The sequence below is a fragment of the Defluviimonas sp. SAOS-178_SWC genome (genome assembly GCF_039830135.1).
Classification (GTDB): Bacteria; Pseudomonadota; Alphaproteobacteria; order Rhodobacterales; family Rhodobacteraceae; genus Albidovulum.
Genome location: NZ_CP156081.1, coordinates 1828796 through 1850128, shown reverse-complemented (window position 1 = coordinate 1850128; position 21333 = coordinate 1828796). Strand labels below are relative to the sequence as shown.

Sequence of the window (21333 nt, the reverse complement as noted above, 5' to 3'; positions counted from 1 at the left end):
TGCCTCGCTCGTCGACCGCCACCGTTGGGCCGGTGGGGTCCGCGTCTTGCCTGCCTTGCCCCGGCGGCGGCGCCTGTCGGTCAGCGCATTTCTTCCACTGGGGTCACGCCAAGGATAGCAAGACCTGCGGAAATGACAACGCCCGCCGCCCGCGCAAGGGCGATTTTGGCCTGACTCGTCTCCGCATCCGCCTGAAGGAACCGCAAGGAGGCATCGTCGTTCCCCCGGTTCCAGAGCGCGTGGAGGTCGGACGCGATCTCGTAGAGGTAGAAGGCCACCCGATGCGGCTCCTGCCCGCGCGCGGCGATCTCCACCAGGCGCGGCCACTCGGCGATCTTCCTGGCAAGCCCGATCTCGGCCTCGTGCGAGAGCAGGGTGAGGTCGGCCCCGGCAAGGGTCGCGTCGTCGGCGGCGATGCCGGCCTCCCCCGCCTTGCGGATCACCGAACACACGCGCGCATGGGCATACTGGACGTAGAAGACCGGATTGTCCTTCGACTGCTCCAGCACCTTGTCGAAATCGAAATCGAGCGCGGCATCGTTCTTCCGCGTGAGCATCACGAACCGGGTCACGTCGGCGCCCGCCTGTTCGACCACGTCGCGAAGCGTGACGAAGGTTCCGGCCCGCTTCGACATCTTGAACGGCTCGCCGTTCTTCCAGAGCTTCACGAGTTGGATAAGCTTGACCTCAAGCGGCACCCTGCCGTCCGACAGCGCCGAGACCACCGCCTTCAGCCGCTTCACGTATCCGCCGTGATCGGCGCCGAGAACGTCGATCAGCTGATCGAAGCCGCGCGTGACCTTGTCGTAGTGATAGGCGATGTCGGGCGCGAAATAGGTCCAGGAGCCGTCCGACTTTTTCACCGGCCGGTCCACGTCGTCGCCATGCGCGGTTGAGCGGAAGAGCGTCTGTTCGCGCTCTTCCCAATCCTCGGGCAGTTTGCCCTTCGGCGGTTCCAGCGTGCCCTCGTAGATGAGGCCCATGCCGCGCAACGTCTCGATCGCGGCCTCGATCTTGCCGGTGCCGTAAAGCGCCTTTTCCGAGGAGTAGACATCCATCGTCACGCCAAGAAGCGCCAGATCCTCGCGGATCATCGACATCATCGCCGCGGTCGCGAATTCGCGGACATCGGCCAGCCATACGCTTTCGGGCTTGTCGAGAAGGCTGTCGCCGTATTTCGCCTTTAGCGCCTCCCCCACGGGAATAAGATAATCGCCGGGATAAAGCCCCTCGGCGATCTCGGGCGAAAGGCCGTTCGCCTCGCGGTAACGCTCATAGGCGGAGCGGGCGAGCACATCGACCTGGGCGCCGCCGTCGTTGATGTAGTATTCGCGCGTGACGGCGTAGCCGGCGAAGTCGAGAAGGCTCGCCAGCGCATCGCCGAAGACCGCGCCGCGGGTATGGCCGACATGCATCGGGCCGGTCGGGTTGGCTGACACGAACTCCACATTGACGCGCGCGCCCTGCCCGAGCGTCGAGCGGCCGAAGTCGCGCCCCTCGACCAGCGTCGCCTTGACCAGGCCCTGCCAGACGGCGGGCGCGAGGCGGAGGTTGAGGAAACCGGGGCCCGCCGCTTCAGCGGTGACTACGCGGGGATCGGACACGAGCCGCGCGGCGAGAGCGTCGGCGATGGCGCGGGGCGCCATCCCGGCGGGCTTGGCGAGCACCATCGCGGCGTTGGTCGCCATGTCGCCATGCGCGGCGTCGCGCGGCGGCTCCACCGCGACGTTGGCGGTGTCGAGCCCTGCGGGCAACTCGCCCGCCGTGACCATGTCGTCCAGGCTGGCGATCACCAGCGACCGGATTTCGGCAAAAAGGTTCATGTCATACCTCTGTGATTGGCTCGGCCATGCCAGAGGCGGGCAGCCGCGTCAATCCTTGGCCCCGTTCAGGCCCCGTTCGCGCGCCTCTCCGATATCCTCGCCGGGCGGGCCGGGGAAGATGACCCCGGTGCCGGGCAGAGGTCTCTCAGCCTTCTGACGACCGAGCCGCACGATGTTGTCGCGGCTTAATTCGGGCACGAGGCCGGTGGCGCGCGAAGGCCGAAACCGGGGTCAAACCTTCGCTCGCAACCGCTTCGACCGCCCCGGATCGCTCCCCGGTCAGCCCGGCGAGGGGCCGCAAAGCCGCTCGTGTTCCTGAATGGCGAAACGATCCGTCATTCCGGCGACATAATCCAGCACCACGCGCGCAAGCTGCGTTCGGTCCTTTGCCCGCGCCACGTCGGCCCGCCATTCGGCCGGCAAAAGCGCGGGATCGTCGAGAAAGAGCGGGAAAAGGTCGTTGATCATCGCGGTGACGCGCCGCCGCTCGGCGACGACCGAGGGCGCACGATACATCCGGGTGAAGAGGAAGCCCTTGATCGCCTTGAGGTTCTGATAAAGCGGCTTCGAGAAGCGGATGATCGGCCCGTCCATCTCGCGGATCGCCTGCGCCGACTGCGGCTGGCTCGATTGAAGCCGGTTCTGGGCGACGGCGATCACGTCCTCCACCATCACCCCGAACACCCGCCGCAGCGCCTCGTGCCGCCGGCGCGAGGGATCGAGGTTCGGGTAGAGCCTGTCCACCTCCTCGAAGGCCGGGCCGGTGACGGGAAGCTCCATCAGATCCGCTTCGGTAAAAAGCCCCGCGCGCAGGCCGTCATGCAGGTCGTGGTGGTTGTAGGCCACATCGTCCGCGACGGCGGCGACCTGCGCCTCGGCCGAGGCATGGGTATGGAGTTCCAGATCGTATCCCGCGTTGAACTCGGCCAGCGCATAGGGCATCTCGCCGCCCTCCTTCACCGCATGCGACCCGCTGGCATGGGGGCCGATGACCGGGCCGTTGTGCTTGGCGATGCCTTCGAGCGTTTCCCATGTCAGGTTCAGCCCGTCGAAATCGGCATAATGCCGTTCGAGGCGGGTAACGATCCGGATCGCCTGCGCGTTGTGATCGAACCCGCCGTAGGGCGCCATCAGTTCGGCCAGCGCATCCTCGCCGGTATGGCCGAAGGGCGGATGGCCGAGATCGTGGGCGAGCGCCACGGCCTCGGCCAGTTCGACATTGAGCCCGAGCGTCCCCGCGATGGTCCGGGCGACCTGCGCGACCTCGATCGTGTGGGTCAGGCGGGTGCGGTAATAATCGCCCTCATGCTCCACGAACACCTGCGTCTTGTGCTTCAGCCGCCGGAAGGCCGAGGAATGGATGATCCGGTCGCGGTCGCGCTGGAACGGCGAGCGGAAGGTGGACATGGTTTCGCGGAACTGCCGGCCCCGGCTGTCGTCGGGATGGCAGGCATAGGGGGCTAGGGTCATCGGGTCCGGTTCTTGTAGCGTATCGGCTTCGTCATATATGATGGGGTGAGGAATTGACACAGGTTGCCGCGATGGAGCTGACCCTGCCCCCGAAAGTGACCCCGCGCGCCTTCGCGCGGCTGGCCGAAATCAACGCGGCAGCCGGCGAGGCCAAGGCGCTTCGCGTCGCGGTCGAGGGAGGCGGTTGTTCCGGGTTTCAATACGACATCCGGCTCGACGATGCCGCGCCGGACGATCTCATCCTCGAAGGGGGCGGACAAAAGGTGCTTGTCGACAGCGTGTCGCTGCCCTTCCTGCAAAATGCCGTCATCGACTACACCGAGGAACTGATCGGCGCGCGCTTCGTGGTTGACAACCCGAACGCCACGTCGAGTTGCGGCTGCGGGACGAGTTTCTCGATCTGACGCGCGTCGCGTGGGTTCAATTTCCGACGGCGACCAGAACTGCCCCTGCCGTTATGAGCCCAATCCCGGTCCAGGCGGTCAGCGACAGGCGCTCACCCAGAAACGCAACGCCCAGAAGCGCGACGAAGACGACGCTCAGCTTGTCGATGGGCGCGACCTGAGAGGCGGGGCCGAGCTTCAGTGCGCGGAAATAGCACAGCCACGAGGCCCCGGTCGCGAAGCCCGACAGCGTCAGGAACAGCCAGGACCGCGGTGCGATGGCGCCCAGCCCGCGCCCCTGCCCGGTCGCGAGAACAAGTCCCGTCAGCAGGACAGCGACGACCACAGTGCGGATCAGCGTCGCGAGGTCCGGCGCAATCGAATCGACACCGATCTTGGCGAGGATCGCGGTCGCGGCGGCGAACAGCGCCGCAAGGATCGCCCAGATCTGCCAGCTTGACGTCAGGAATGCCATGTCTGCCCTACCTCCGTTCCCTTGTGCCCGTCGTGCGGCCGGGGCAGGATAGGCCGCAACCAGCGGGGAAGACCATGAAAATCGCGACCTTCAACATCAACGGCATAAAAGCGCGCGCCGAGGCCCTTCCCGCCTGGCTCGACGAAGCCAGCCCCGATGTCGTTCTCGTGCAAGAGATCAAATCGGTCGACGAGGCCTTTCCGCGCGATCTGTTCGAAGATCGCGGCTATTTCGTCGAGACCCACGGGCAAAAAAGCTTCAACGGGGTGGCGATCCTGTCGAAGCTGCCACTCGAGGATGTAACGCGCGGCCTTCCGGGCGACGAGGCGGACGAACAGGCCCGGTGGATCGAGGCGACGGTGGTGGGCAAGACCGCGGTCCGCCTCTGCGGGCTGTACCTGCCGAACGGCAATCCGGCGCCGGGGCCGAAATACGATTACAAGCTGTCGTGGATGGCGCGGATGAAGACCCGCGCGGCCGAGTTTCTGGCCGAGGAAATGCCGGTCGTCATGGGGGGCGACTACAACGTGATCCCGCAGGCCGAGGATGCGGCCAGGCCCGACGCCTGGGTCGAGGATGCACTGTTCCGCCCCGAGAGCCGCGCCGCGTTCCGGCGCATCCTTCATCTCGGCTATACCGAGGCGTTCCGCACCCGCGAACCCCGGCCCGGCCACTATTCCTTCTGGGACTATCAGGCCGGCGCCTGGGCGAAGAACAACGGCATTCGCATCGACCATCTGTTGCTCAGCCCGCAGGCGGCCGACCTGATGCGCGATGTCGGGATCGACAAGGCGGTGCGCGGTGGCGACAAGCCGTCCGACCATGTCCCGGTCTGGGTCGACCTCGACGCCTGAATTCTCAGCCGGCCGTCACATCGTGGCCATAGAGCCAGTCGAACCGGCCGAGAAGGCGGTCCGGTGCGAAACGACCCGCGAGACGCAGGCCGGCATGGGCGATGTCGCGCCGGATCCCTGACAGGTGATAGTTGCGCGCGTTGGTATTCGCGGCCTCGACGATGCGCCGCACCCGGGCCATGCGCCCCGCCTGGTAGGTGGCGAAGGCGGCGTCGGGTTCGTCTTCGGCCAGACAGCCGGCCAGCACCCAGGCATCTTCCAGCGCCATGTTCGCCCCCTGGGCGAGGAAGGGCAGCGTCGGATGCGCGGCATCGCCGAGGATCGCCGCCCCCTGCCCGTGCCATTTCGGCGCCACCGGATGGCGGAAAAGGCCCCAGAGATTTGGCCGCTCGATCCGGTCGAGCCAGCCGCGCACTTCCGGCACGAACCCCTCGAACGCGATGCGCAGGGCGAGCGGGTCGTCGGTCAAGGACCAGCTTTCCTCGGCCCATTTTCCCCGCTCCTCGACCGCGACGATATTTCTGAGCGTCCCGCCCCGCAGCGGATAGGTCACGAGATGGCGGCCCGGTCCGAGATAGACCTTGGCGACCGGCGCGATACCCGGTTCCGCCGGAAGGGTCGCGCGCCACGCGACCTGCCGGGTGAAGAACGGCGCCACCGTGCCGTTGAGGGCGGCGCGGAGCTTCGAATGGAGCCCGTCGGCGCCGATGAGAAGGCCCGCCTCGATCTCCGCCCCCTGCGAAGTGGTGACCCGTGGCGGGTGCTTGCCGAGCGTGACGGTTTCCACCTTCTGCAAGAGCCGGATCGTGACGCCCGCGGCCCGGGCACCCGTTGCGAGGCAATTTATCAGGTCGGCACGGTGGACGAAGCGGAACGCCTGATCGGGCCGGTCGCGCAAGAGGTCGAGGCGAACGACCCGCCCCCCAGTCTCGCCGTCGATCAACTCCACCGCCCTCGCCCGCATGCCGGCGCTTGAGAGGGCATCGCCAAGCCCGAGCACCTCAAGCACACGCGCCCCGTTCGGCGAAATCTGCAAACCTGCGCCGACCTCGCCGATCTCGGGCGCCTGTTCCAGCACCGTCACTTCGGCCCCGCGCAGCGCCAGCGCCCGGGCGACGGCAAGTCCCGCGATCCCGGCCCCGAGCACCGTCACCTGTCGTCCGTCGAGCATCGCCACTCCTTCAAAAGCAACGGCACCGGAGTCCTGCGACCCCGGTGCCGGAATTCCACATCCCCTGGCTCCGGGGATCAGTCGTCGCGGTGAACGCGCTCGCGCCGCTCGTGCTTTTCCTGGGCCTCGAGGGTCATCGTGGCGATCGGCCGCGCATCGAGGCGCTTGAGCGAGATCTGTTCGCCGGTCATCTCGCAGTACCCGTATTCGCCGTTGTCGATCCGCCGGAGCGCCGCGTCGATCTTCGACACCAGCTTGCGCTGGCGATCACGGGTCCTGAGCTCCAGAGCCCGGTCGGTTTCCTCGCTGGCGCGGTCGGCGATGTCGGGCACGTTGCGGGCGCTGTCCTGCAAGCCTTCCAGCGTCTCGGCCGACTGTTCCAGCAGTTCTTCCTTCCAGACCTGAAGCTTCCGGCGGAAATATTCGAGCTGACGCTCATTCATAAAGGGTTCGTCTTCGGCCGGACGGTAGTCATCGGGTAGAAAGATTTCTGCCTTCATATCTGCTCCGTTCTTCGGTCCGGACTTGGAATTTAGGTCGCTGATATTCATCCGGCACTCCTTGCGCGCTCCCATAGCCCAAGCGGCGGGGGATGTCACTAGTGCACGGCCCGACTTGCGGCAAATTGATCGCGGGGGTAAGACTGCGCCGAGCATCCCCCTCCATCTTATCAGAAATGTTATGAAATTTACCGGAACCGATCAGTACGTCGCGACGGAGGACCTGACTGTCGCCGTAAACGCATCAGTCACGCTGGAACGCCCGCTATTGGTGAAGGGGGAACCGGGGACCGGCAAGACCGAACTGGCCCGCCAGGTGGCAACCGCTCTCGGCCTGCCGATGGTCGAATGGCATGTGAAATCCACGACCAAGGCGGCGCAGGGCCTTTACGAATACGACGCCGTCAGCCGGCTTCGAGACAGCCAGCTCGGCGACGAGCGCGTCCACGACGTGAAGAACTACATCCGCAAGGGCAAGCTCTGGCAGGCCTTCGAAGCCGAGACCAAGGTCGTCCTTCTCATCGACGAGATCGACAAGGCCGATATCGAGTTCCCGAACGACCTTCTGCAGGAACTCGACCGGATGGAGTTCCATGTCTACGAAACCGGCGAAACGATCCGCGCCAGGCACCGGCCGGTGATCATCATCACCTCGAACAACGAAAAGGAACTGCCCGACGCGTTCCTCCGCCGCTGCTTCTTCCACTACATTCGCTTTCCCGAGGCCGAGACCCTGAAGCGCATCGTCGACGTCCACTTCCCCGGCATCAAGGATGACCTGCTGGCCACCGCGCTGACCCAGTTCTACGAGATCCGCGAAACGCCTGGCCTGAAAAAGAAGCCCTCGACCTCGGAAGTGCTGGATTGGCTGAAGCTGATCCTCGCCGAAGACCTCGCGCCCGCGGACCTGAAGCGCGACAGCGCGAGTCTGCTGCCAAAGCTGCACGGCGCGCTCCTGAAGAACGAACAGGACGTGCATCTCTTCGAACGCCTCGCCTTTCTTGCCCGAAACCGGGGCTGAAGGCAGGCGGAAAATCGCGCCCCGCCGGGCTGGTCGGCGCGATGAAGGCAGGCTAGCCTGCGTCAACCGCAAGAGGGAAGGCATGGCCCGTCCAGACACGCTCGTGATCCGCCCGATCGAACCAGGCGATGCCGCCGACTGGCGCCGGCTTTGGCGCGCCTATCTCGCCTTCTACGAGACCGAACTGCCCGATGCGGTCTACGAGGAAACCTTCGCCCGGCTGCTCTCCGGCGGCGCCGGCGAGTTCCGGGGGTTCCTGGCGGTTCTCGACGGAAAGCCGGTCGGGCTGACCCATTACCTCTTCCACCGCACCTGTTGGGCCGTCGCCGATACCTGCTACCTCCAGGACCTTTTCGCCGACCCCGAGGCGCGCGGGCAAGGAATCGGACGGGCGCTGATCGAGGCGGTCTATGCGGCGGCCGATGCCGAAGGCGCCGCCTCCGTCTACTGGCTGACGCAGGATTTCAACACGACCGCGCGGCAGCTTTACGACCGGATCGGCGAGAAGACCCCCTTCATCAAGTACAAACGGGTGTGAGCCTTTGCGCCGCCTCCTGACCGTCTGCCTCGCCGCCCTCCTTCTGTCGTCCTGCGGCGGGGTGCCAACGGCTGGTGTTAAGCCCGGCGCCACGGCCGTTCCCGACCTCCCGCCGATGCGGCGCTTTCCGGCAACCGCAGCCCCACCACCGCAACGATCGAACGCCGAGATGGCGCGCGATTTCATGGACTTGTCCTTCTCTCTTGAAAGCGGCCGCGCGCTGCCCGTCCTGACGCGGTTCGAGGAACCGATCCATGTCCGGATGACCGGCGTGGCGCCGCCGACGGCAGCCGAGGATCTCGGCCGGCTGCTGGCCCGGTTGCGGAACGAGGCCGGCATCGACATTTCCTCGGCCCCGGACGGGCCGGCGCAGATCACCGTGGAGTTCCTGCCGCGAAAGGTCATGCAGCGGCTGGTGCCGCGCGCGGCCTGTTTCGTTGCCCCCCGCGTCGGGTCCTGGGAAGCCTACCGCCGGGCGCCACGGGCGGACCTCGACTGGGCCACCCTGACCCACCGCGACGTGGCGGCGATCTTCATCCCGAACGATACCGCCCCGCAGGAGGTCCGCGACTGCCTTCACGAGGAACTCGCCCAGGCGCTCGGTCCCCTGAACGACCTCTACCGTCTCCCTGATTCCGTGTTCAACGACGATAACATCCATACCGTCCTGACCGGTTTCGACATGCTGATGCTGCGCGTGACCTATGCGCCCGAGCTCAGAAGCGGCATGACGGCGCCCGAGGTCGCGGCCAGGCTCCCGGCCCTCCTGGCGCGCCTCAACCCGGCAGGAGAGCGCGGGCGCGCGCCGCTTCCCGACCCGACGCCGAGGGCCTATTCCGAAGCGATCGAAACCGCGCTCGGTCCGGGAACCTTTGCGCCGCGCCGGCGCGTGGCCGCGCGCGAGGCGCTCGACATCGCCGAAGCGCGCGGATGGCGCGACACCCGCACCGGCTTTGCCTGGCTGGCGCTCGGCCGGCTTTCCCTGGGCCATGACGCGGAAACCGCGCAGATCGCCTTCCGCGAAGCCGCGGCGATCTATGAAAGCCGCCCCGAACTGGCGCTGCAAGCGGCCCATGCCGACATGCAGCTCGCCGCCTTCGCGCTGTCCAACGGGGAGGCCGAGGAGGTGATCCTGCGCGCCAACCGTTCATTGCCCCTTGCCGCCGCGGCCGAGAACGCGGCCCTTCTCTCAAGCCTCCTTATGGTCAAGGCGGAAGCGCTCGACCTCGTCGGCCGCGCCTCCGAAGCGCGGCAAGTGCGGCTCGACAGTCTCGGCTGGGCACGGTATGGCTTTGCCTCCGACGCCGAGGTGCGCCTTCGGCTGATGAACATCGCGGCGCTGTCGCCGGCGACGAGAATGAGGCAGAAATGATCTTCTTCGCAGCCATTGTCGCGGGCGCCGCGATCGGATGGGTCCGTGCCGCGCGCCGGGGCGGCAACCGCTTCGACAAGCTGCAATATGCGATCGCCCATGCGATTTTCTTTGCGATTCTGGGACTTTTCACGACGATCCTCTACTATCGCATGAGCTGAGGCGGATGTTCCTGCGCTTCTTCGAAACCCTGCGCAAGACCGGTATCCCGGTCTCCTTGCGCGAATATCTGGGGTTCCTGGAAAGCATGGCGGCGGGCCTCGTCACCTATGACATCGACGGGTTCTACTACCTCGCCCGCACCGCGATGGTGAAGGATGAACGCCATCTCGACCGGTTCGACCGCGCCTTCGCGGAAGCCTTCAAGGGGCTTGAAGCGATCAGCGCCGATCAGGTGCTCGACGCCATAGACCTGCCGCGCGAATGGCTCGAAAAGATGCTGGAACGCACACTGACAGCCAAGGAGAAGGCCGAGGTCGAAGCCTTGGGCGGGTTCGACAAGCTCATGGAAACGCTGAAGAAGCGGCTTGAGGAGCAGAAGGGCCGGCATCAGGGCGGATCGAAGTGGATCGGCACCGCGGGCACCTCGCCCTACGGCGCTTATGGCTACAATCCCGAAGGTGTGCGGATCGGCCAGAAGGAGAGCCGCCACCAGCGCGCGGTGAAGGTCTGGGACAAGCGCGATTTTCGCAACCTCGACGACCAGGTCGAGCTTGGCACCCGCAACATCAAGGTCGCGCTGAAACGCCTCCGCCGCTGGGCGCGCGAAGGCGCCGCCGAAGAGCTGGACCTGCCCGGCACGATCCGCGCGACGGCCGAGCATGGCTATCTCGACGTGAAGACCCGGCCCGAGCGGCACAACGCGGTGAAGGTCCTTCTCTTTCTCGATGTCGGCGGCTCGATGGACCCGTTCATCAAGGTCGTGGAGGAGCTGTTTTCCGCCGCGCGGGCCGAGTTCAAGCATCTCGAATATTACTACTTCCACAACTGCCTTTACGAAGGCGTCTGGCGCGACAACCGGCGGCGCTGGGACCGGCAGACCCCGACGGCGGAGGTCCTCAGGACCTATGGCGGCGACTACAAGGCGATCTTCGTGGGCGACGCCTCGATGTCGCCGTACGAGATTGCCCATCCCGGCGGCGCGAACGAACACTGGAACGCGGAATCCGGGCAGGTCTGGCTCGGCCGCGCCCGCGACCAGTGGCCGTCCAATGTCTGGCTGAACCCCCTGCCCGAGCGGGAGTGGCAATACACGCAGTCCGTCGCCATGATTCGGCAGATCTTCGAGAACCGGATGTTCCCGCTGACGCTCGACGGGATCGGCCGGGCGGTTAAGGCGTTGACGTGACGGTTGTCACCCGCCTCTGGCATGGCCATCGGGCCGTCTTCCTGGCCTTCCTTGCCGCCGCTGCCGTCACACTCTTCTTCGCTGCCCGCCTTCTGTTTTTCGCGCTTTACTGGTCGGACCCGGCGCATCGCGATCAGCACCCGGCGGGATGGATGACGCCCGGCTATGTCGCGCGGAGCTGGAACGTCCCGCGCGACGATCTGGCCGCCGTTCTGGGCATTGCTCCGTCACCCGGACGGCCAAGCACGCTGGCCGAAATCGCCGCGGCGCGGGGCGAGCCGGTCGCGACCGTGATTGCCGATGTCGAGGCCGCCCTTGCCGCGCTCAGGGCCGGACAGGCGGGGCAATGACCGACTGGCTTCTGTCGCTCGTTCCCCAATACGGGCTCTGGCTTCTGGCCGCGACGACGTTTCTCTCTTGCCTTGCGCTGCCCGTGCCGTCCTCGATGATGATGCTCGCCGCTGGCGGGTTCGCGGCCTCCGGCGATCTCGGGCTTGTATCGACGATCGCCGCCGCCCTTTTCGGCGCGGTTATCGGCGATCAGGCTGGCTTTGCCGCGGGCCGCGCCGGTGGGCCGGGGCTTTTGTCCCGGCTTGGGCGCAAGCCGTCACGGGCCAAGGCGCTGGACCGCGCCCGCGCGATCCTCGACCGGCGCGGCGATGTCGCGATCTTTCTCACCCGCTGGCTCTTCAGCCCGGTCGGGCCCTGGGCGAACTTCGCCGCCGGCGCCGGCGGACTGCGGTGGCTGCGGTTCACGCTTTGGAGCATCGCGGGAGAAGCGGTCTGGGTCGCGCTCTACATCGGGATGGGACACGCATTCGCCGGCAATCTTGAAGCGGCGGGCGATCTTCTCTCCTCCGGCCTTGGCCTCGTCGGCGGGCTGGCCGCGATGCTCGGGCTCGGCCTGTGGCTGAAGGCGAGCCTTCGCGATCACGCGCATTGAGCGGCGGGCGGGAATGCCCATATTGGTGCCATGCTGAGATTCCTGCCCATCCTCCTGGCCCTCCTCTACGCCCTCGCCTGCTGGCGCTTCTCGGCCTGGCGGACGGCGCGCGAGCTTGATGCCCGCTCCTCGCCGCTCGCGGACCCGGCACTTCTCGCCGTGACGTCGCGGCTGGCAAAGGCGCTCGGTGTGGCACGCGTGCCGGTTCATATCTACGAGATCGCGCCGGTGAACGGGCTTGCGGCACCAGATGGCCGGATCTTCCTGACGCGCGGTTTTTACCAGAAGTTCCGCGAGGGCGCGGTGACAGCCGAGGAACTGGCCAGCGTCATCGCCCATGAGCTTGGACATGTCGCCCTCGGCCATTCCCGGCGGCGGATGATCGACTTCACCGGCCAGAACGCGATCCGGGTGCTGCTGGCGACGGTGCTCGGCCGCCTTCTGCCCGGCATCGGCGTCTGGCTCGCCGGGCTCGTCACCTCGCTTCTCGCCGCGCGGCTCAGCCGCCAAGACGAATACGAGGCGGACGAGTGGGCCTCGGCGCTTCTCGTCAAGGCCGGGATCGGGACCGGGCCGCAGAAGTCGCTGTTCGACAAGCTCGGCCACCTGACCGGCATGGGCGGCGCGGGTAGCCCGGCCTGGCTGATGAGCCATCCGAAGACCGAGGACCGGATCGCCGCGATCGTCGCGAACGAGCGGAAATGGGGCGTGACGCCGTAAGGCAGGCGCAATAACCGCGTCGGATCACGTCGCCTGCATGCGGGCCTCGCCGCCTGGCGGATCAGCGGTCAAGCGCCTTGCCAAGGCGCGGCAGGCGGGCGCGCTTGAGAAGCGGACGAAGGGGCTGAGCCTCGCCCGACAGACGCTCCGCCTCCGCCCGCACCGCCTCGACAACGCCCTTGATCGCCTCGGGACGGTCATTCCAGAGCGACAGGAGAAACGCGTCGGGGTCTTCGCGCCGAAGCCCTTCCTCGCCGAGCGTGTTGCGCGGAAAATCGGCGGCGTTGAAGGTCAGGATCTGGTCGGCATTGCCGGCGATGGCGGCGGCGAGAACGTGGATATCGGCCGGGTCGGGCAGCCAGAGCCGCGCTTCCAGCCCCTCGCGCGGCGCCACGGCGGCCTTCGGGAACTCGGCCCGGAGCGCGGCGATCTCGCCCCGCGCCACCAGTTCGGCGCCGGGGCCAAGCTTCACCGTCGCCCGCGCCCATTCCTCCAGAATGCGCTCCGACCAGAGCGGGGTGAAAAGCCCCGCCCGCGCGACCCCGATGAGGATCTCGCGCAGGACCGTCGGATAGAGGACGCAGGCGTCCAGCAGCACCTTCATCCGTCGAGCCGGAAGAAGAGCGCCTTCAGGTAACCGCTCTCGGCCAGTTGCGGCAATTGCGGGTGATCGGGCCCGGCAAATCCGGTGTGGAGCAGTTGTCCCCGCCGCCCGCCGCGCCCGATGCCGCGCGCTGAGGCATTGCGGAACTGCGCGAGATCGGCCGCATGAGAGCAGGAACAGAGCCCGAGAAAGCCCCCCGGCGCCACGAGCGGCGCGGCGAGCTTCGCCACCCGCTCATAGGCACGGAGCCCGGCCTGAAGCGCCGGCTTCGACGGCGCGAAGGCCGGCGGATCGCAGACCACGAGATCGAAGACCGCCCCTTCCTCCGCCAGTGCCTCCATCACCGCAAAGGCATCGCCCTTGCGCGTCGTGAAACGGTCGGCCCTGCCAGACGCCCCTGCCCCGGCTTCCGCAAGCTCAAGCGCCGACGCAGAGGCATCGACCGCAAGCGCGCGCTCTGCCCCCGCCGCGAGCGCCGCGAGCGAGAACCCGCCGACATGGGAAAAGACGTCGAGAACCCGCGCCCCCCTGGCCAGCGACGCCGCGAAGGCGTGGTTCGGGCGCTGATCGAAGAAAAGCCCGGTCTTCTGCCCGCCGAGAAGGTCGGCCATGTAGGTGGCGCCATTCATCGGCACCGGAACCGGACCATCGAGTGCCCCTGAAAGGATCTGCGTCTCCTCCGACAATCCTTCCAGGCCCCGCGCGCGGCCGGTTCCGTTCTTGATGATCGTCGTGACGCCGGCGACGGAGGCGAGCGCGTCCGCGAGGTCGCCGATCATCGCCTCGGCCCAGGCCGCGTTCGGTTGCACCACCGCCGCATCGCCGAAACGGTCGATCACGACGCCCGGAAGCCCGTCCGCCTCGGCATGGACAAGCCGGTAGAAGGGCGCCCCGTAGAGCCGTTCGCGCAGCGAAAGCGCACGGGCCAGCCGTGCCGCGATCCAGCCGCCGTCGATCACCGCCGCCGGATCGCGGTCGAGCATCCGGGCGATGATCTTCGACTTCGGATTGACCGTGACGATGCCAAGCGGATGGCGCTCTGCGTCCTCCAGCCGCGCGATGGCGCCGGGGGCGAGCGCTTGCGTGCGCCGGTCGGTCACCAGCTCGTCGGCATAGACCCAGGGAAATCCGTGGCGGATCGCGCGCACCTCGGCCTTGGGCCGGAGGCGGACGGTAGGCATGTCATGGGCGTCGGTCATCTGGCGCGTCCGTCTGAAAAGGGTGTCAGACACCTAGCCCCAAGGCGGTCGCGACGGAAGAGCGGAGTGCCAAAAAAGCAGCGCCCCCGGCCTTTCAGCCGGGGGCATCGACCGAGCAATCCTGCGGATCAGTGCGCCGCCTGACTCCGGGTATGGAGCCGCGCCCACAGGCGCAGGATCCCACGGCCGGCGTCACGCAGCAGTTCGGCCACAGCCTCGGACTGCCGGGCGCGCGCGGCGATCACGACGGCATTGATATCCACCGCTTTCGGCATTTCAGTCTTGATTTGGGAGGCCATGTCAGGCTCCTTTGATTACGCTATCATTGATATCAAAGCTAGGTGATGCTGCGGCGCAGCACTACGAACAGATCCGAAACCCCGCCATGTGCGCCCGGCATGGCTGCACCGGTGCGCATCGGCCCGGAGCTTTCTGTTGTTAGCGCTAACAACATGTGCTAGAGCCGAACCCGCCGCCATGTCCACCCGGATCCGGACAGCCGAGGAGTAAAGCCATGCCCGCCAACCCGCGTCCCGTCAGCCCCCGCCTTACCGAGATCACCGACCGCATCCGCGCCCGCTCGGCCACCTCCCGCGCCGCCTATCTCGACCGCATCCGGCGCGCTGCCGAGGACGGCCCGGCCCGGGCGCATCTGAGCTGCGGCAACCAGGCCCATGCCTATGCCGCGATGGGCGATGACAAGGCCGAGCTCGCGGGCGGACGGGCGCCCAATCTGGGGGTGGTGACGGCCTACAACGACATGCTCTCCGCCCATCAGCCTTTCGAGGACTACCCCAAACTGATCCGCGCCGCCGCGCGCAAGGCGGGCGCCACCGCGCAGGTGGCGGGCGGCGTGCCGGCGATGTGCGACGGGGTCACGCAAGGCCGCGCCGGAATGGAACTGTCGCTCTTCTCGCGCGACGTGATCGCGCTCGCGGCGGGCGTGGCGCTCAGCCACAACTGCTTCGACGCGGCGCTTTATCTCGGGGTCTGCGACAAGATCGTGCCGGGCCTCGTGATCGCGGCGGCGACCTTCGGCCATGTCCCGGCGGTCTTCGTCCCGGCGGGACCGATGACCTCGGGCATGCCAAATGACGAGAAATCGAGGGTCCGCCAGCAATTCGCCGCGGGCGAGGTGGGGCGCGACAAGCTCATGGAGGCCGAGATGGCCTCCTACCACGGCCCCGGCACCTGTACCTTCTACGGCACCGCCAACACCAACCAGATGCTGATGGAATTCATGGGCCTCCACCTGCCGGGGGCGAGCTTCGTCAACCCCGGCACCCCCTTGCGCGAGGCGCTGACGGCGGCGGCGGTGGAGCGCGCCGCGGCAATCACCGCGCTCGGCAACGACTACCGTCCGGCCGGGGAGATCCTCGACGAGCGCGCCTTCGTCAACGGCATCGTCGGGCTGATGGCGACCGGCGGCTCGACCAACCTGATCCTGCATCTGCCGGCAATGGCGCGGGCGGCGGGTGTGCTGCTGGAGCTTGAGGATTTCGACGCGATCTCGGGGATCGTCCCCTTGATGGCCAAGGTCTATCCGAACGGGCTGGCGGATGTGAACCACTTCCACGCTGCGGGCGGGCTCGCCTATATGGTGGGGGAGCTTCTCGACGCCGGTCTGCTCCACCCCGATGTCCGCACGGTCGCGGGCGACGGTCTTGCGCGATACGCCGAGGAACCCGTCCTGACCGGCGGCAGCCTCGGCTGGCGCGCCGGCCCCAAGGAAAGCCTGAACGACCGTATCCTGCGCCCGGCCGGCGATCCCTTCGCCGCCTCGGGCGGGCTGAAGGAACTGACCGGCAATCTCGGCCGTGCCGTCATCAAGATCTCGGCCGTCGCCGAAGAACACCGGGTGATCGAGGCCCCCGCGCGCCTCTTCTCCAGCCAGGATGAGGTCAAGGCGGCCTTCCAGCGTGATGAATTCACCTCCGACACCGTCGTCGTCGTCCGCTTCCAGGGGCCGCAGGCGAACGGGATGCCGGAACTCCATTCGCTGACGCCGATCCTGTCGGTCCTCCTCGGCCGCGGGCTAAAGGTGGCGCTCGTCACCGACGGGCGCATGTCCGGGGCGTCCGGAAAGGTGCCGGCGGCGATCCATGTCAGCCCCGAGGCCGCGTGCGGCGGCCCCCTGTCGCGGCTCCGGGACGGCGACATCGTCCGGCTCGACGCGACGGCCGGAACGCTCGACGCGACGGGCATCGACCTCGCCGCCCGCGCGCCCCTGGTTCCCGACCTCTCCGCGAACCGCCACGGCACCGGCCGCGAACTTTTCGAAGCCTTCCGCCGCAATGTCGGCCCAGCCACCGAAGGCGCCTCGGCGCTCTTTTGACTTATGCCCTTCATCTTGCTCCAAATATTCCCGCCGGAGGCAACCGCCCTCCCCGCCCAAGCGACCGAAAGGACGATGCGATGACCCCAGCCGAACAAAGCCGCCACGCCGCCGGGATCTGCGCGCTCGCCCCGGTCGTCCCCGTCCTCGTGATCGAGCGCGTCGAGGATGCCGCCCCCCTCGCCCGCGCGCTCGTCGCGGGCGGACTTCCAGCGCTCGAGGTCACGCTTCGCACCCCGGCCGCGCTCGACGCGATCCGTGCGATGGCCGAGGTGCCGGGCGGGATGGTCGGCGCCGGCACTCTGCTCACGCCCGCCGATGTGAAGGCCGCGAAAGCAGCCGGCGCGCGGTTCGGCGTCTCGCCGGGCGCGACAGACCGGCTTCTCGCCGCCTGCGAGGCGGAGAATCTGCCGCTCCTGCCGGGGGCCGCCACGGCGACCGAGGTCATGGCGCTGCTCGAAAAGGGCTACACCGTGCAGAAATTCTTCCCCGCCGAGGCTTCGGGCGGGGCGCTGGCGCTTGCCTCGATCGGCGCGCCGATCCCGCAGGTGCGGTTCTGCCCCACCGGCGGCATCGGCCCCGGGAACGTCGCCGACTACCTCCGGCTCGCCAATGTCCTCTGTGTCGGCGGAAGCTGGGTCGCGCCCAAGGATCTCGTAGCGGCAGGCGACTGGGCCGCGATCGAGGCGCTGGCCCGCACGGCATCGGAATTGCCACGCTGAGCGAACCCCGGGCCCGTCGCCGGCCGCAGGGGTTCGCCGCTCACTCCTCGCCGCGATGGCCGAGAAAGGCGCGCCGCACCGCACCGGTGGAACAGGCGGCTTCGCCGATCTGGATCCAGGCCGAGACGAACAGCACCGCGAGCGTGAGAAGAACGTGCCCGGTATTGACCACGAACGGCACCTCGATCCCCAGTACCAATGCGAGGCGGAGTGCCAGAGCCGCGAAGCCAGCGGCGGCGGCCGCGAAGACGAAGGCATATCGGCAGCGGTTGCGCCGCAACTCCAGAAGCGCCAGGACGGGACCGGCCCGACCTGAACCGTCACGCCGTGGTCTTGGCGGCTTGGCCGCGAACCCCACCGCCAGCGCGAAGGCGAGGAATCCGAAGGACAAGAGTACCACCGGTGCGAGGGACGGCGCACTCGCCGTGGCGAGAAGGCCGAGAAGCAGGGCTGAGCTTGCGCCCGGCAGGAATGTCAGTACAAACAGTCGGATCGGATGATAATTCCGCATAATACCGTCACCACGCACCCCGCACGGTCACAGGATGCGGGCGCAAACGGGCGACGGGATGGCGCGGCTGCGGTGTTCGCGCGGCGAAATCCGGGAAATTCGACGGTTGCGTGGCCCGGGATCTTCGACGTGGCAAGGCCTTACGACGCCGAGTCGGGTTACCGGGTTCCCGCGTCCGGCGCGATCCGTGCCGCGCGGCCGCCACGGCGCGCGGGCTTCGGCGGGGCGGCAAGACCGGCGGTCAGCACCCCGTTCATCGGATGCCCGAGCGCGCCGGGCGGGTAATGGGAAATGAGGACGCGCAGCGCCTCGCGCGTGTCAGTCCCGGCGGCGAGGCTGAGCGCCCAGTCGAGGAAGATCGACCGGCATTCGCCGAGGCTGATCCCCTCGATCGCATAGCTTTCCCGGATCAGCCCCTTGGGGTCGGCAACCGTCAGATCCATCACTTTCCTTCCCATCCGGCCCCGTCCCGTCCGTCCTCACCCACCCCTCGCGCAGGTATGCCGAGGGTCGCGGCGATGATGTCCGCGGCCTGCGCCACCTGCCACTCCAGCAGCGACGCCATCCCGGCGAGATCCGACGCCCCCGTCTCGCGCATGAGGAATGCGCGCGCGCCCTCGCCGACAGCGTCCATGTCGAGCGGCTTTTCGGTCAGGAGCCGCCCCCCCGCCTGAAGCCGCCAAAGGAACCTGTAGGCTTCCTGAAGCGCCGCCTCTTCCTCTTTCGACAGCAAGCCGGCGCGCAGCCCGGCGCGCAGCTGCGGCTCTACCCGACGCGCGGGAGAGGCAGCGCGAAGCGCGCAGGACTGGGCCAGAAGCTCGATATCCTGCAAGCGCCCCGGACCGATCTTCGCCTCCCACGCGCCGTCCGGCGCCTTGGCGGCGAAGATCCGGTCCCGCATCTCCGCGACGTCCGACAGGACCGACGGCGCGCCGCCCTTTGCGGCGAGAACCGCGAGGCGGATCTCCTCGACCTCGTCTGCCAGGTCCGGGTCCCCCGCGACCGGCCTGGCACGGGTCAGCGCGAGATGTTCCCAGGTCCAGGCCTCCGTCATCTGGTAGTCGCGGAACGACTGGATCGAGGTCGCGACCGGCCCCTGGCGCCCCGAGGGGCGAAGCCGCATGTCGACCTCGTAGAGCCGCCCGTCGGCCATCGGCGCCGTCAGCGCCGTCACCAGCGCCTGCGTCAGCCGCGCGTAATAGGCCCGCGCGGCGAGCGGCCGCTTGCCGTCCGACGCATCGACGCCTGCCGCGTCGTAGACCACGATGAGGTCGAGGTCGGAGGCCGCGTTCAGACGCTCTGCCCCGAGCGATCCCATGCCGAGGACCACCGCCCCGCGCCCCGGCGGCGCGCCATGCTTGGCCGCGAACTCCTCGACCACGACCGGCCAGAGCGCGGCAAGCACCGCACCCGCAAGGTCGGCATATTCGCGCCCGGCCGCGCTCGCGCCGATCAGCCCGCGCAGGTGATGGACGCCGATGCGGAAATGCCATTCGCGCGCCCAGACCCGCGCCGCCATGAGCCGCGCCTCGTAATCCCGAGCAGTGGCCAGCCGTTCGGCAAGAAGCGCGGTCAGCGGCCCCGTCCCCGGCCAGGGCGCGAAGAAATCGCCCCCGATCACCGCGTCGAGCACGGCGGCATTGCGCGACAGATAGACCGCGAGGCCGGGCGCCGTTGCGCAGACATCGACAATAAGGTCGATAAGCTGCGGATTGGCCTCGAACAGAGAAAAGAGCTGAACGCCGGCGGGCAGTCCGGCCAGGAAGCCATCGAACTGCCGCAGCGCCTCGGCCGGGCTCGCGGCCCGGTCGAGCCGGGTGAGGATCTCCGGCTGGACCCGCTTGAAGATCGTCACCGCGCGTTCGGAGCGGAGCGCCGGATAGGACCGCCAGCCATCGACGATGTCGCGCGCCTCATCGCTCATCTCGGGTTCGGCGCGCGCCTCGCCGGGGGCGAAAAAGCCTTCGGTCAGCTCGGCAACGCGTGTCAGCCGATCAAGAAGATCCGCGCGGAAACGCCCGGTATCGCCCTCGCCCGACATCCTCGCGATGCGATCGAAACCCTCGGCATTCGCCGGCAGGTCATGGGTCTGGGCGTCGCCGACCATCTGCACCCGGTGTTCCACGTCCCGGTGCGCGCGGTAGAGCGCAGTCAGCTCGGTCGCATCCGCCTCGGGCACCCAGCCCTTCGCGGCAAGGGCGGCGAGCCCGCCGACCGTGTCGCGGGCCCTGAGGTCCGGGTCGCGGCCGCCGGCGATGAGCTGGCGGGTCTGGGTGAAGAACTCGATTTCGCGGATGCCGCCGACGCCGAGCTTCATGTCGTGGCCTTCGAGGACGATGCGCCCATGCAATCCCTTGTGGTCGCGGATCCGGAGCCGCATGTCGTGCGCATCCTGGATCGCGGCGAAATCGAGGTGCCGGCGCCAGACGAAGGGGGTGAGGGCATGGAGGAACCGCTCCCCCGCCGCGATATCCCCGGCCGAGGCGCGCGCCTTGATATAGGCCGCGCGTTCCCAGGTGCGGCCCTGCGCCTCGTAATACTGTTCCGCTGCCGCCATCGAGATGCAGACCGGCGTCACCGAGGCGTCGGGGCGCAGGCGCAGGTCGGTGCGGAACACATATCCGTCGGCGGTGAGGTCGGAGAGGAGCGCGGTCATCTTGCGGACCACCCGGATGAAGGCGGCCCGCGCCTCCTGCACGTCGCCGGGATCGTAGCGGCCATCGTCGAACAGGCAGATGAGGTCGATGTCGGAGGAATAGTTGAGTTCCCCCGCCCCCATCTTGCCCATCGCGATGGCGACGATCCCCGCCGCCGTGTCGGCATCCTCGGGCACCGCACCCGGCACCTTGCCGCGCCTGATCTCGTCGGCGACGAGGGTGCGGAGCGCCCTGTCCACCGCGCAATCGGCAAGCCGGGTCAGTGCACCGGTCACTGCTTCCAGCGGCCAGACCCCGCCGAGATCGGCAAGCCCCGCGAGAAGCGCCACCCGCGCCTTGGCTTGCCGGAGCGCGGAGCCAAGCGTATCGGGCGGTGCCGCGCCAACCTCGGCGAGGACCGCGTCGAGCACGACCTCGGGCGCCCCGGCAAGGGCGGTTTCAAGCCAGTCGGCCTCGCGCTCCATAAGGCCGGCGAGATAGGGGCTGCACCCCGCCGTCCCCTCCAGAAGTGCGCGAAGCTCGGGGCCGAGGGACGCGAAGCGCGTGCGCACCTCGTCGATCCGGGCGGGATCGAACGGGATCGGGCAACGGGTCAGGCGGGATGCGAAATTCATGGCCTGACAGTATCTGGCAACGGGGCAGCGTCAACGGTCCGCCACAAACGCGAAACGGAAAAGCGCGGGCAAG

The 21333-nt window shown here is 68.0% G+C and carries 23 protein-coding genes; 12 read left to right on the top strand and 11 right to left on the bottom strand.

Annotation, left to right across the window (positions count from 1 at the left end; genetic code table 11):
• Positions 1–80: 80 nt before the first annotated feature.
• Both argS and V5734_RS09925 read right to left on the bottom strand, forming a co-directional pair.
• Entirely contained in the window at positions 81–1823 is a 1743-nt protein-coding gene (gene argS, locus V5734_RS09930; RefSeq protein ID WP_347313339.1) for an arginine--tRNA ligase, read from the bottom strand.
• A gap of 279 nt (positions 1824–2102) precedes the next feature.
• Positions 2103–3293 (bottom strand): deoxyguanosinetriphosphate triphosphohydrolase, encoded by a 1191-nt coding sequence (locus V5734_RS09925; RefSeq protein WP_347313338.1) that lies wholly within the window; start codon positions 3291–3293, stop codon positions 2103–2105.
• A gap of 71 nt (positions 3294–3364) precedes the next feature.
• Here V5734_RS09925 and V5734_RS09920 point away from each other — a divergent pair, with 71 nt between their 5' ends.
• On the top strand, positions 3365–3697 hold the full coding sequence (locus V5734_RS09920; RefSeq protein WP_347313609.1) for a HesB/IscA family protein: 333 nt from the start codon (positions 3365–3367) through the stop codon (positions 3695–3697).
• 16 nt (positions 3698–3713) lie between these two features.
• On the opposite strand, the gene V5734_RS09915 is transcribed toward V5734_RS09920, so the two are convergent.
• Positions 3714–4151, bottom strand: a complete 438-nt coding sequence (locus tag V5734_RS09915; RefSeq protein ID WP_347313337.1) for an EamA family transporter — start codon at positions 4149–4151, stop codon at positions 3714–3716.
• Between the two features lie 74 nt (positions 4152–4225).
• Between V5734_RS09915 and xth the strand changes: the two genes are divergently transcribed.
• Positions 4226–5005 (top strand): exodeoxyribonuclease III, encoded by a 780-nt coding sequence (gene xth, locus V5734_RS09910; RefSeq protein WP_347313336.1) that lies wholly within the window; start codon positions 4226–4228, stop codon positions 5003–5005.
• Between the two features lie 4 nt (positions 5006–5009).
• Here the strand turns inward: xth and V5734_RS09905 are convergent, their stop codons facing one another.
• On the bottom strand, positions 5010–6176 hold the full coding sequence (locus V5734_RS09905) for an FAD-dependent oxidoreductase (protein WP_347313335.1): 1167 nt from the start codon (positions 6174–6176) through the stop codon (positions 5010–5012).
• A 77-nt stretch (positions 6177–6253) separates the two neighbouring features.
• Positions 6254–6676, bottom strand: coding sequence for an RNA polymerase-binding protein DksA (dksA, locus tag V5734_RS09900; RefSeq protein WP_347313334.1), 423 nt, complete (start codon positions 6674–6676; stop codon positions 6254–6256).
• Between the two features lie 181 nt (positions 6677–6857).
• On the opposite strand from dksA, the gene V5734_RS09895 reads away from it, so the two are divergent.
• The 8 genes from V5734_RS09895 to V5734_RS09860 all read left to right on the top strand — a co-directional run bounded on the left by V5734_RS09895 (position 6858) and on the right by V5734_RS09860 (position 12618).
• Entirely contained in the window at positions 6858–7697 is an 840-nt protein-coding gene (locus V5734_RS09895) for an AAA family ATPase (RefSeq protein ID WP_347313333.1), read from the top strand.
• Positions 7698–7779: 82 nt separating this feature from the next.
• Positions 7780–8235: a GNAT family N-acetyltransferase gene (locus V5734_RS09890; RefSeq protein WP_347313332.1), complete on the top strand. Its 456-nt coding sequence runs from the start codon at positions 7780–7782 to the stop codon at positions 8233–8235.
• Between the two features lie 4 nt (positions 8236–8239).
• Positions 8240–9607: a DUF2927 domain-containing protein gene (locus V5734_RS09885; RefSeq protein ID WP_347313331.1), complete on the top strand. Its 1368-nt coding sequence runs from the start codon at positions 8240–8242 to the stop codon at positions 9605–9607.
• Positions 9604–9768 carry a hypothetical protein gene (locus V5734_RS09880; protein ID WP_347313330.1) on the top strand — a complete coding sequence of 55 codons (165 nt, stop codon included), beginning with the start codon at positions 9604–9606 and terminating at the stop codon, positions 9766–9768. The genes V5734_RS09885 and V5734_RS09880 overlap by 4 nt, the downstream gene beginning before the upstream one ends.
• Positions 9769–9773: 5 nt before the next feature.
• Entirely contained in the window at positions 9774–10955 is a 1182-nt protein-coding gene (locus V5734_RS09875) for a vWA domain-containing protein (protein ID WP_347313329.1), read from the top strand.
• Entirely contained in the window at positions 10952–11305 is a 354-nt protein-coding gene (locus tag V5734_RS09870) for a hypothetical protein (protein ID WP_347313328.1), read from the top strand. The genes V5734_RS09875 and V5734_RS09870 overlap by 4 nt, the downstream gene beginning before the upstream one ends.
• A complete protein-coding gene (locus V5734_RS09865; protein ID WP_347313327.1) occupies positions 11302–11898 on the top strand; it encodes a DedA family protein in 597 nt (198 codons plus the stop codon). The genes V5734_RS09870 and V5734_RS09865 overlap by 4 nt, the downstream gene beginning before the upstream one ends.
• 30 nt (positions 11899–11928) lie before the next feature.
• Entirely contained in the window at positions 11929–12618 is a 690-nt protein-coding gene (locus V5734_RS09860; RefSeq protein ID WP_347313326.1) for a M48 family metallopeptidase, read from the top strand.
• Positions 12619–12679: 61 nt separating this feature from the next.
• Here V5734_RS09860 and V5734_RS09855 read toward each other — a convergent pair whose 3' ends face one another.
• The 3 genes from V5734_RS09855 to V5734_RS09845 form a co-directional block, all read right to left on the bottom strand.
• On the bottom strand, positions 12680–13222 hold the full coding sequence (locus V5734_RS09855; protein ID WP_347313325.1) for an RSP_2648 family PIN domain-containing protein: 543 nt from the start codon (positions 13220–13222) through the stop codon (positions 12680–12682).
• Positions 13219–14421 carry an RSP_2647 family RNA methyltransferase gene (locus tag V5734_RS09850; protein ID WP_347313324.1) on the bottom strand — a complete coding sequence of 401 codons (1203 nt, stop codon included), beginning with the start codon at positions 14419–14421 and terminating at the stop codon, positions 13219–13221. The genes V5734_RS09855 and V5734_RS09850 overlap by 4 nt, the downstream gene beginning before the upstream one ends.
• Positions 14422–14549: 128 nt before the next feature.
• Complete coding sequence (locus V5734_RS09845; RefSeq protein WP_347313323.1) at positions 14550–14720, bottom strand: hypothetical protein; 171 nt, start codon at positions 14718–14720, stop codon at positions 14550–14552.
• Between the two features lie 215 nt (positions 14721–14935).
• Here V5734_RS09845 and edd point away from each other — a divergent pair, with 215 nt between their 5' ends.
• Together edd and eda are read left to right on the top strand one after the other, a co-directional pair.
• Complete coding sequence (gene edd, locus V5734_RS09840; protein ID WP_347313322.1) at positions 14936–16756, top strand: phosphogluconate dehydratase; 1821 nt, start codon at positions 14936–14938, stop codon at positions 16754–16756.
• An 80-nt stretch (positions 16757–16836) separates the two neighbouring features.
• A complete protein-coding gene (gene eda / locus V5734_RS09835) occupies positions 16837–17478 on the top strand; it encodes a bifunctional 4-hydroxy-2-oxoglutarate aldolase/2-dehydro-3-deoxy-phosphogluconate aldolase (protein WP_347313321.1) in 642 nt (213 codons plus the stop codon).
• Positions 17479–17518: 40 nt separating this feature from the next.
• Here eda and V5734_RS09830 read toward each other — a convergent pair whose 3' ends face one another.
• The 3 genes from V5734_RS09830 to V5734_RS09820 all read right to left on the bottom strand — a co-directional run bounded on the left by V5734_RS09830 (position 17519) and on the right by V5734_RS09820 (position 21260).
• Positions 17519–17989: a hypothetical protein gene (locus V5734_RS09830; RefSeq protein WP_347313320.1), complete on the bottom strand. Its 471-nt coding sequence runs from the start codon at positions 17987–17989 to the stop codon at positions 17519–17521.
• A gap of 158 nt (positions 17990–18147) precedes the next feature.
• Positions 18148–18432, bottom strand: coding sequence for a hypothetical protein (locus V5734_RS09825; protein ID WP_347313319.1), 285 nt, complete (start codon positions 18430–18432; stop codon positions 18148–18150).
• Positions 18432–21260, bottom strand: a complete 2829-nt coding sequence (locus V5734_RS09820; protein ID WP_347313318.1) for a glutamine-synthetase adenylyltransferase — start codon at positions 21258–21260, stop codon at positions 18432–18434. Before V5734_RS09820 ends, V5734_RS09825 begins: the two co-directional genes overlap by 1 nt.
• Positions 21261–21333 lie beyond the last annotated feature (73 nt).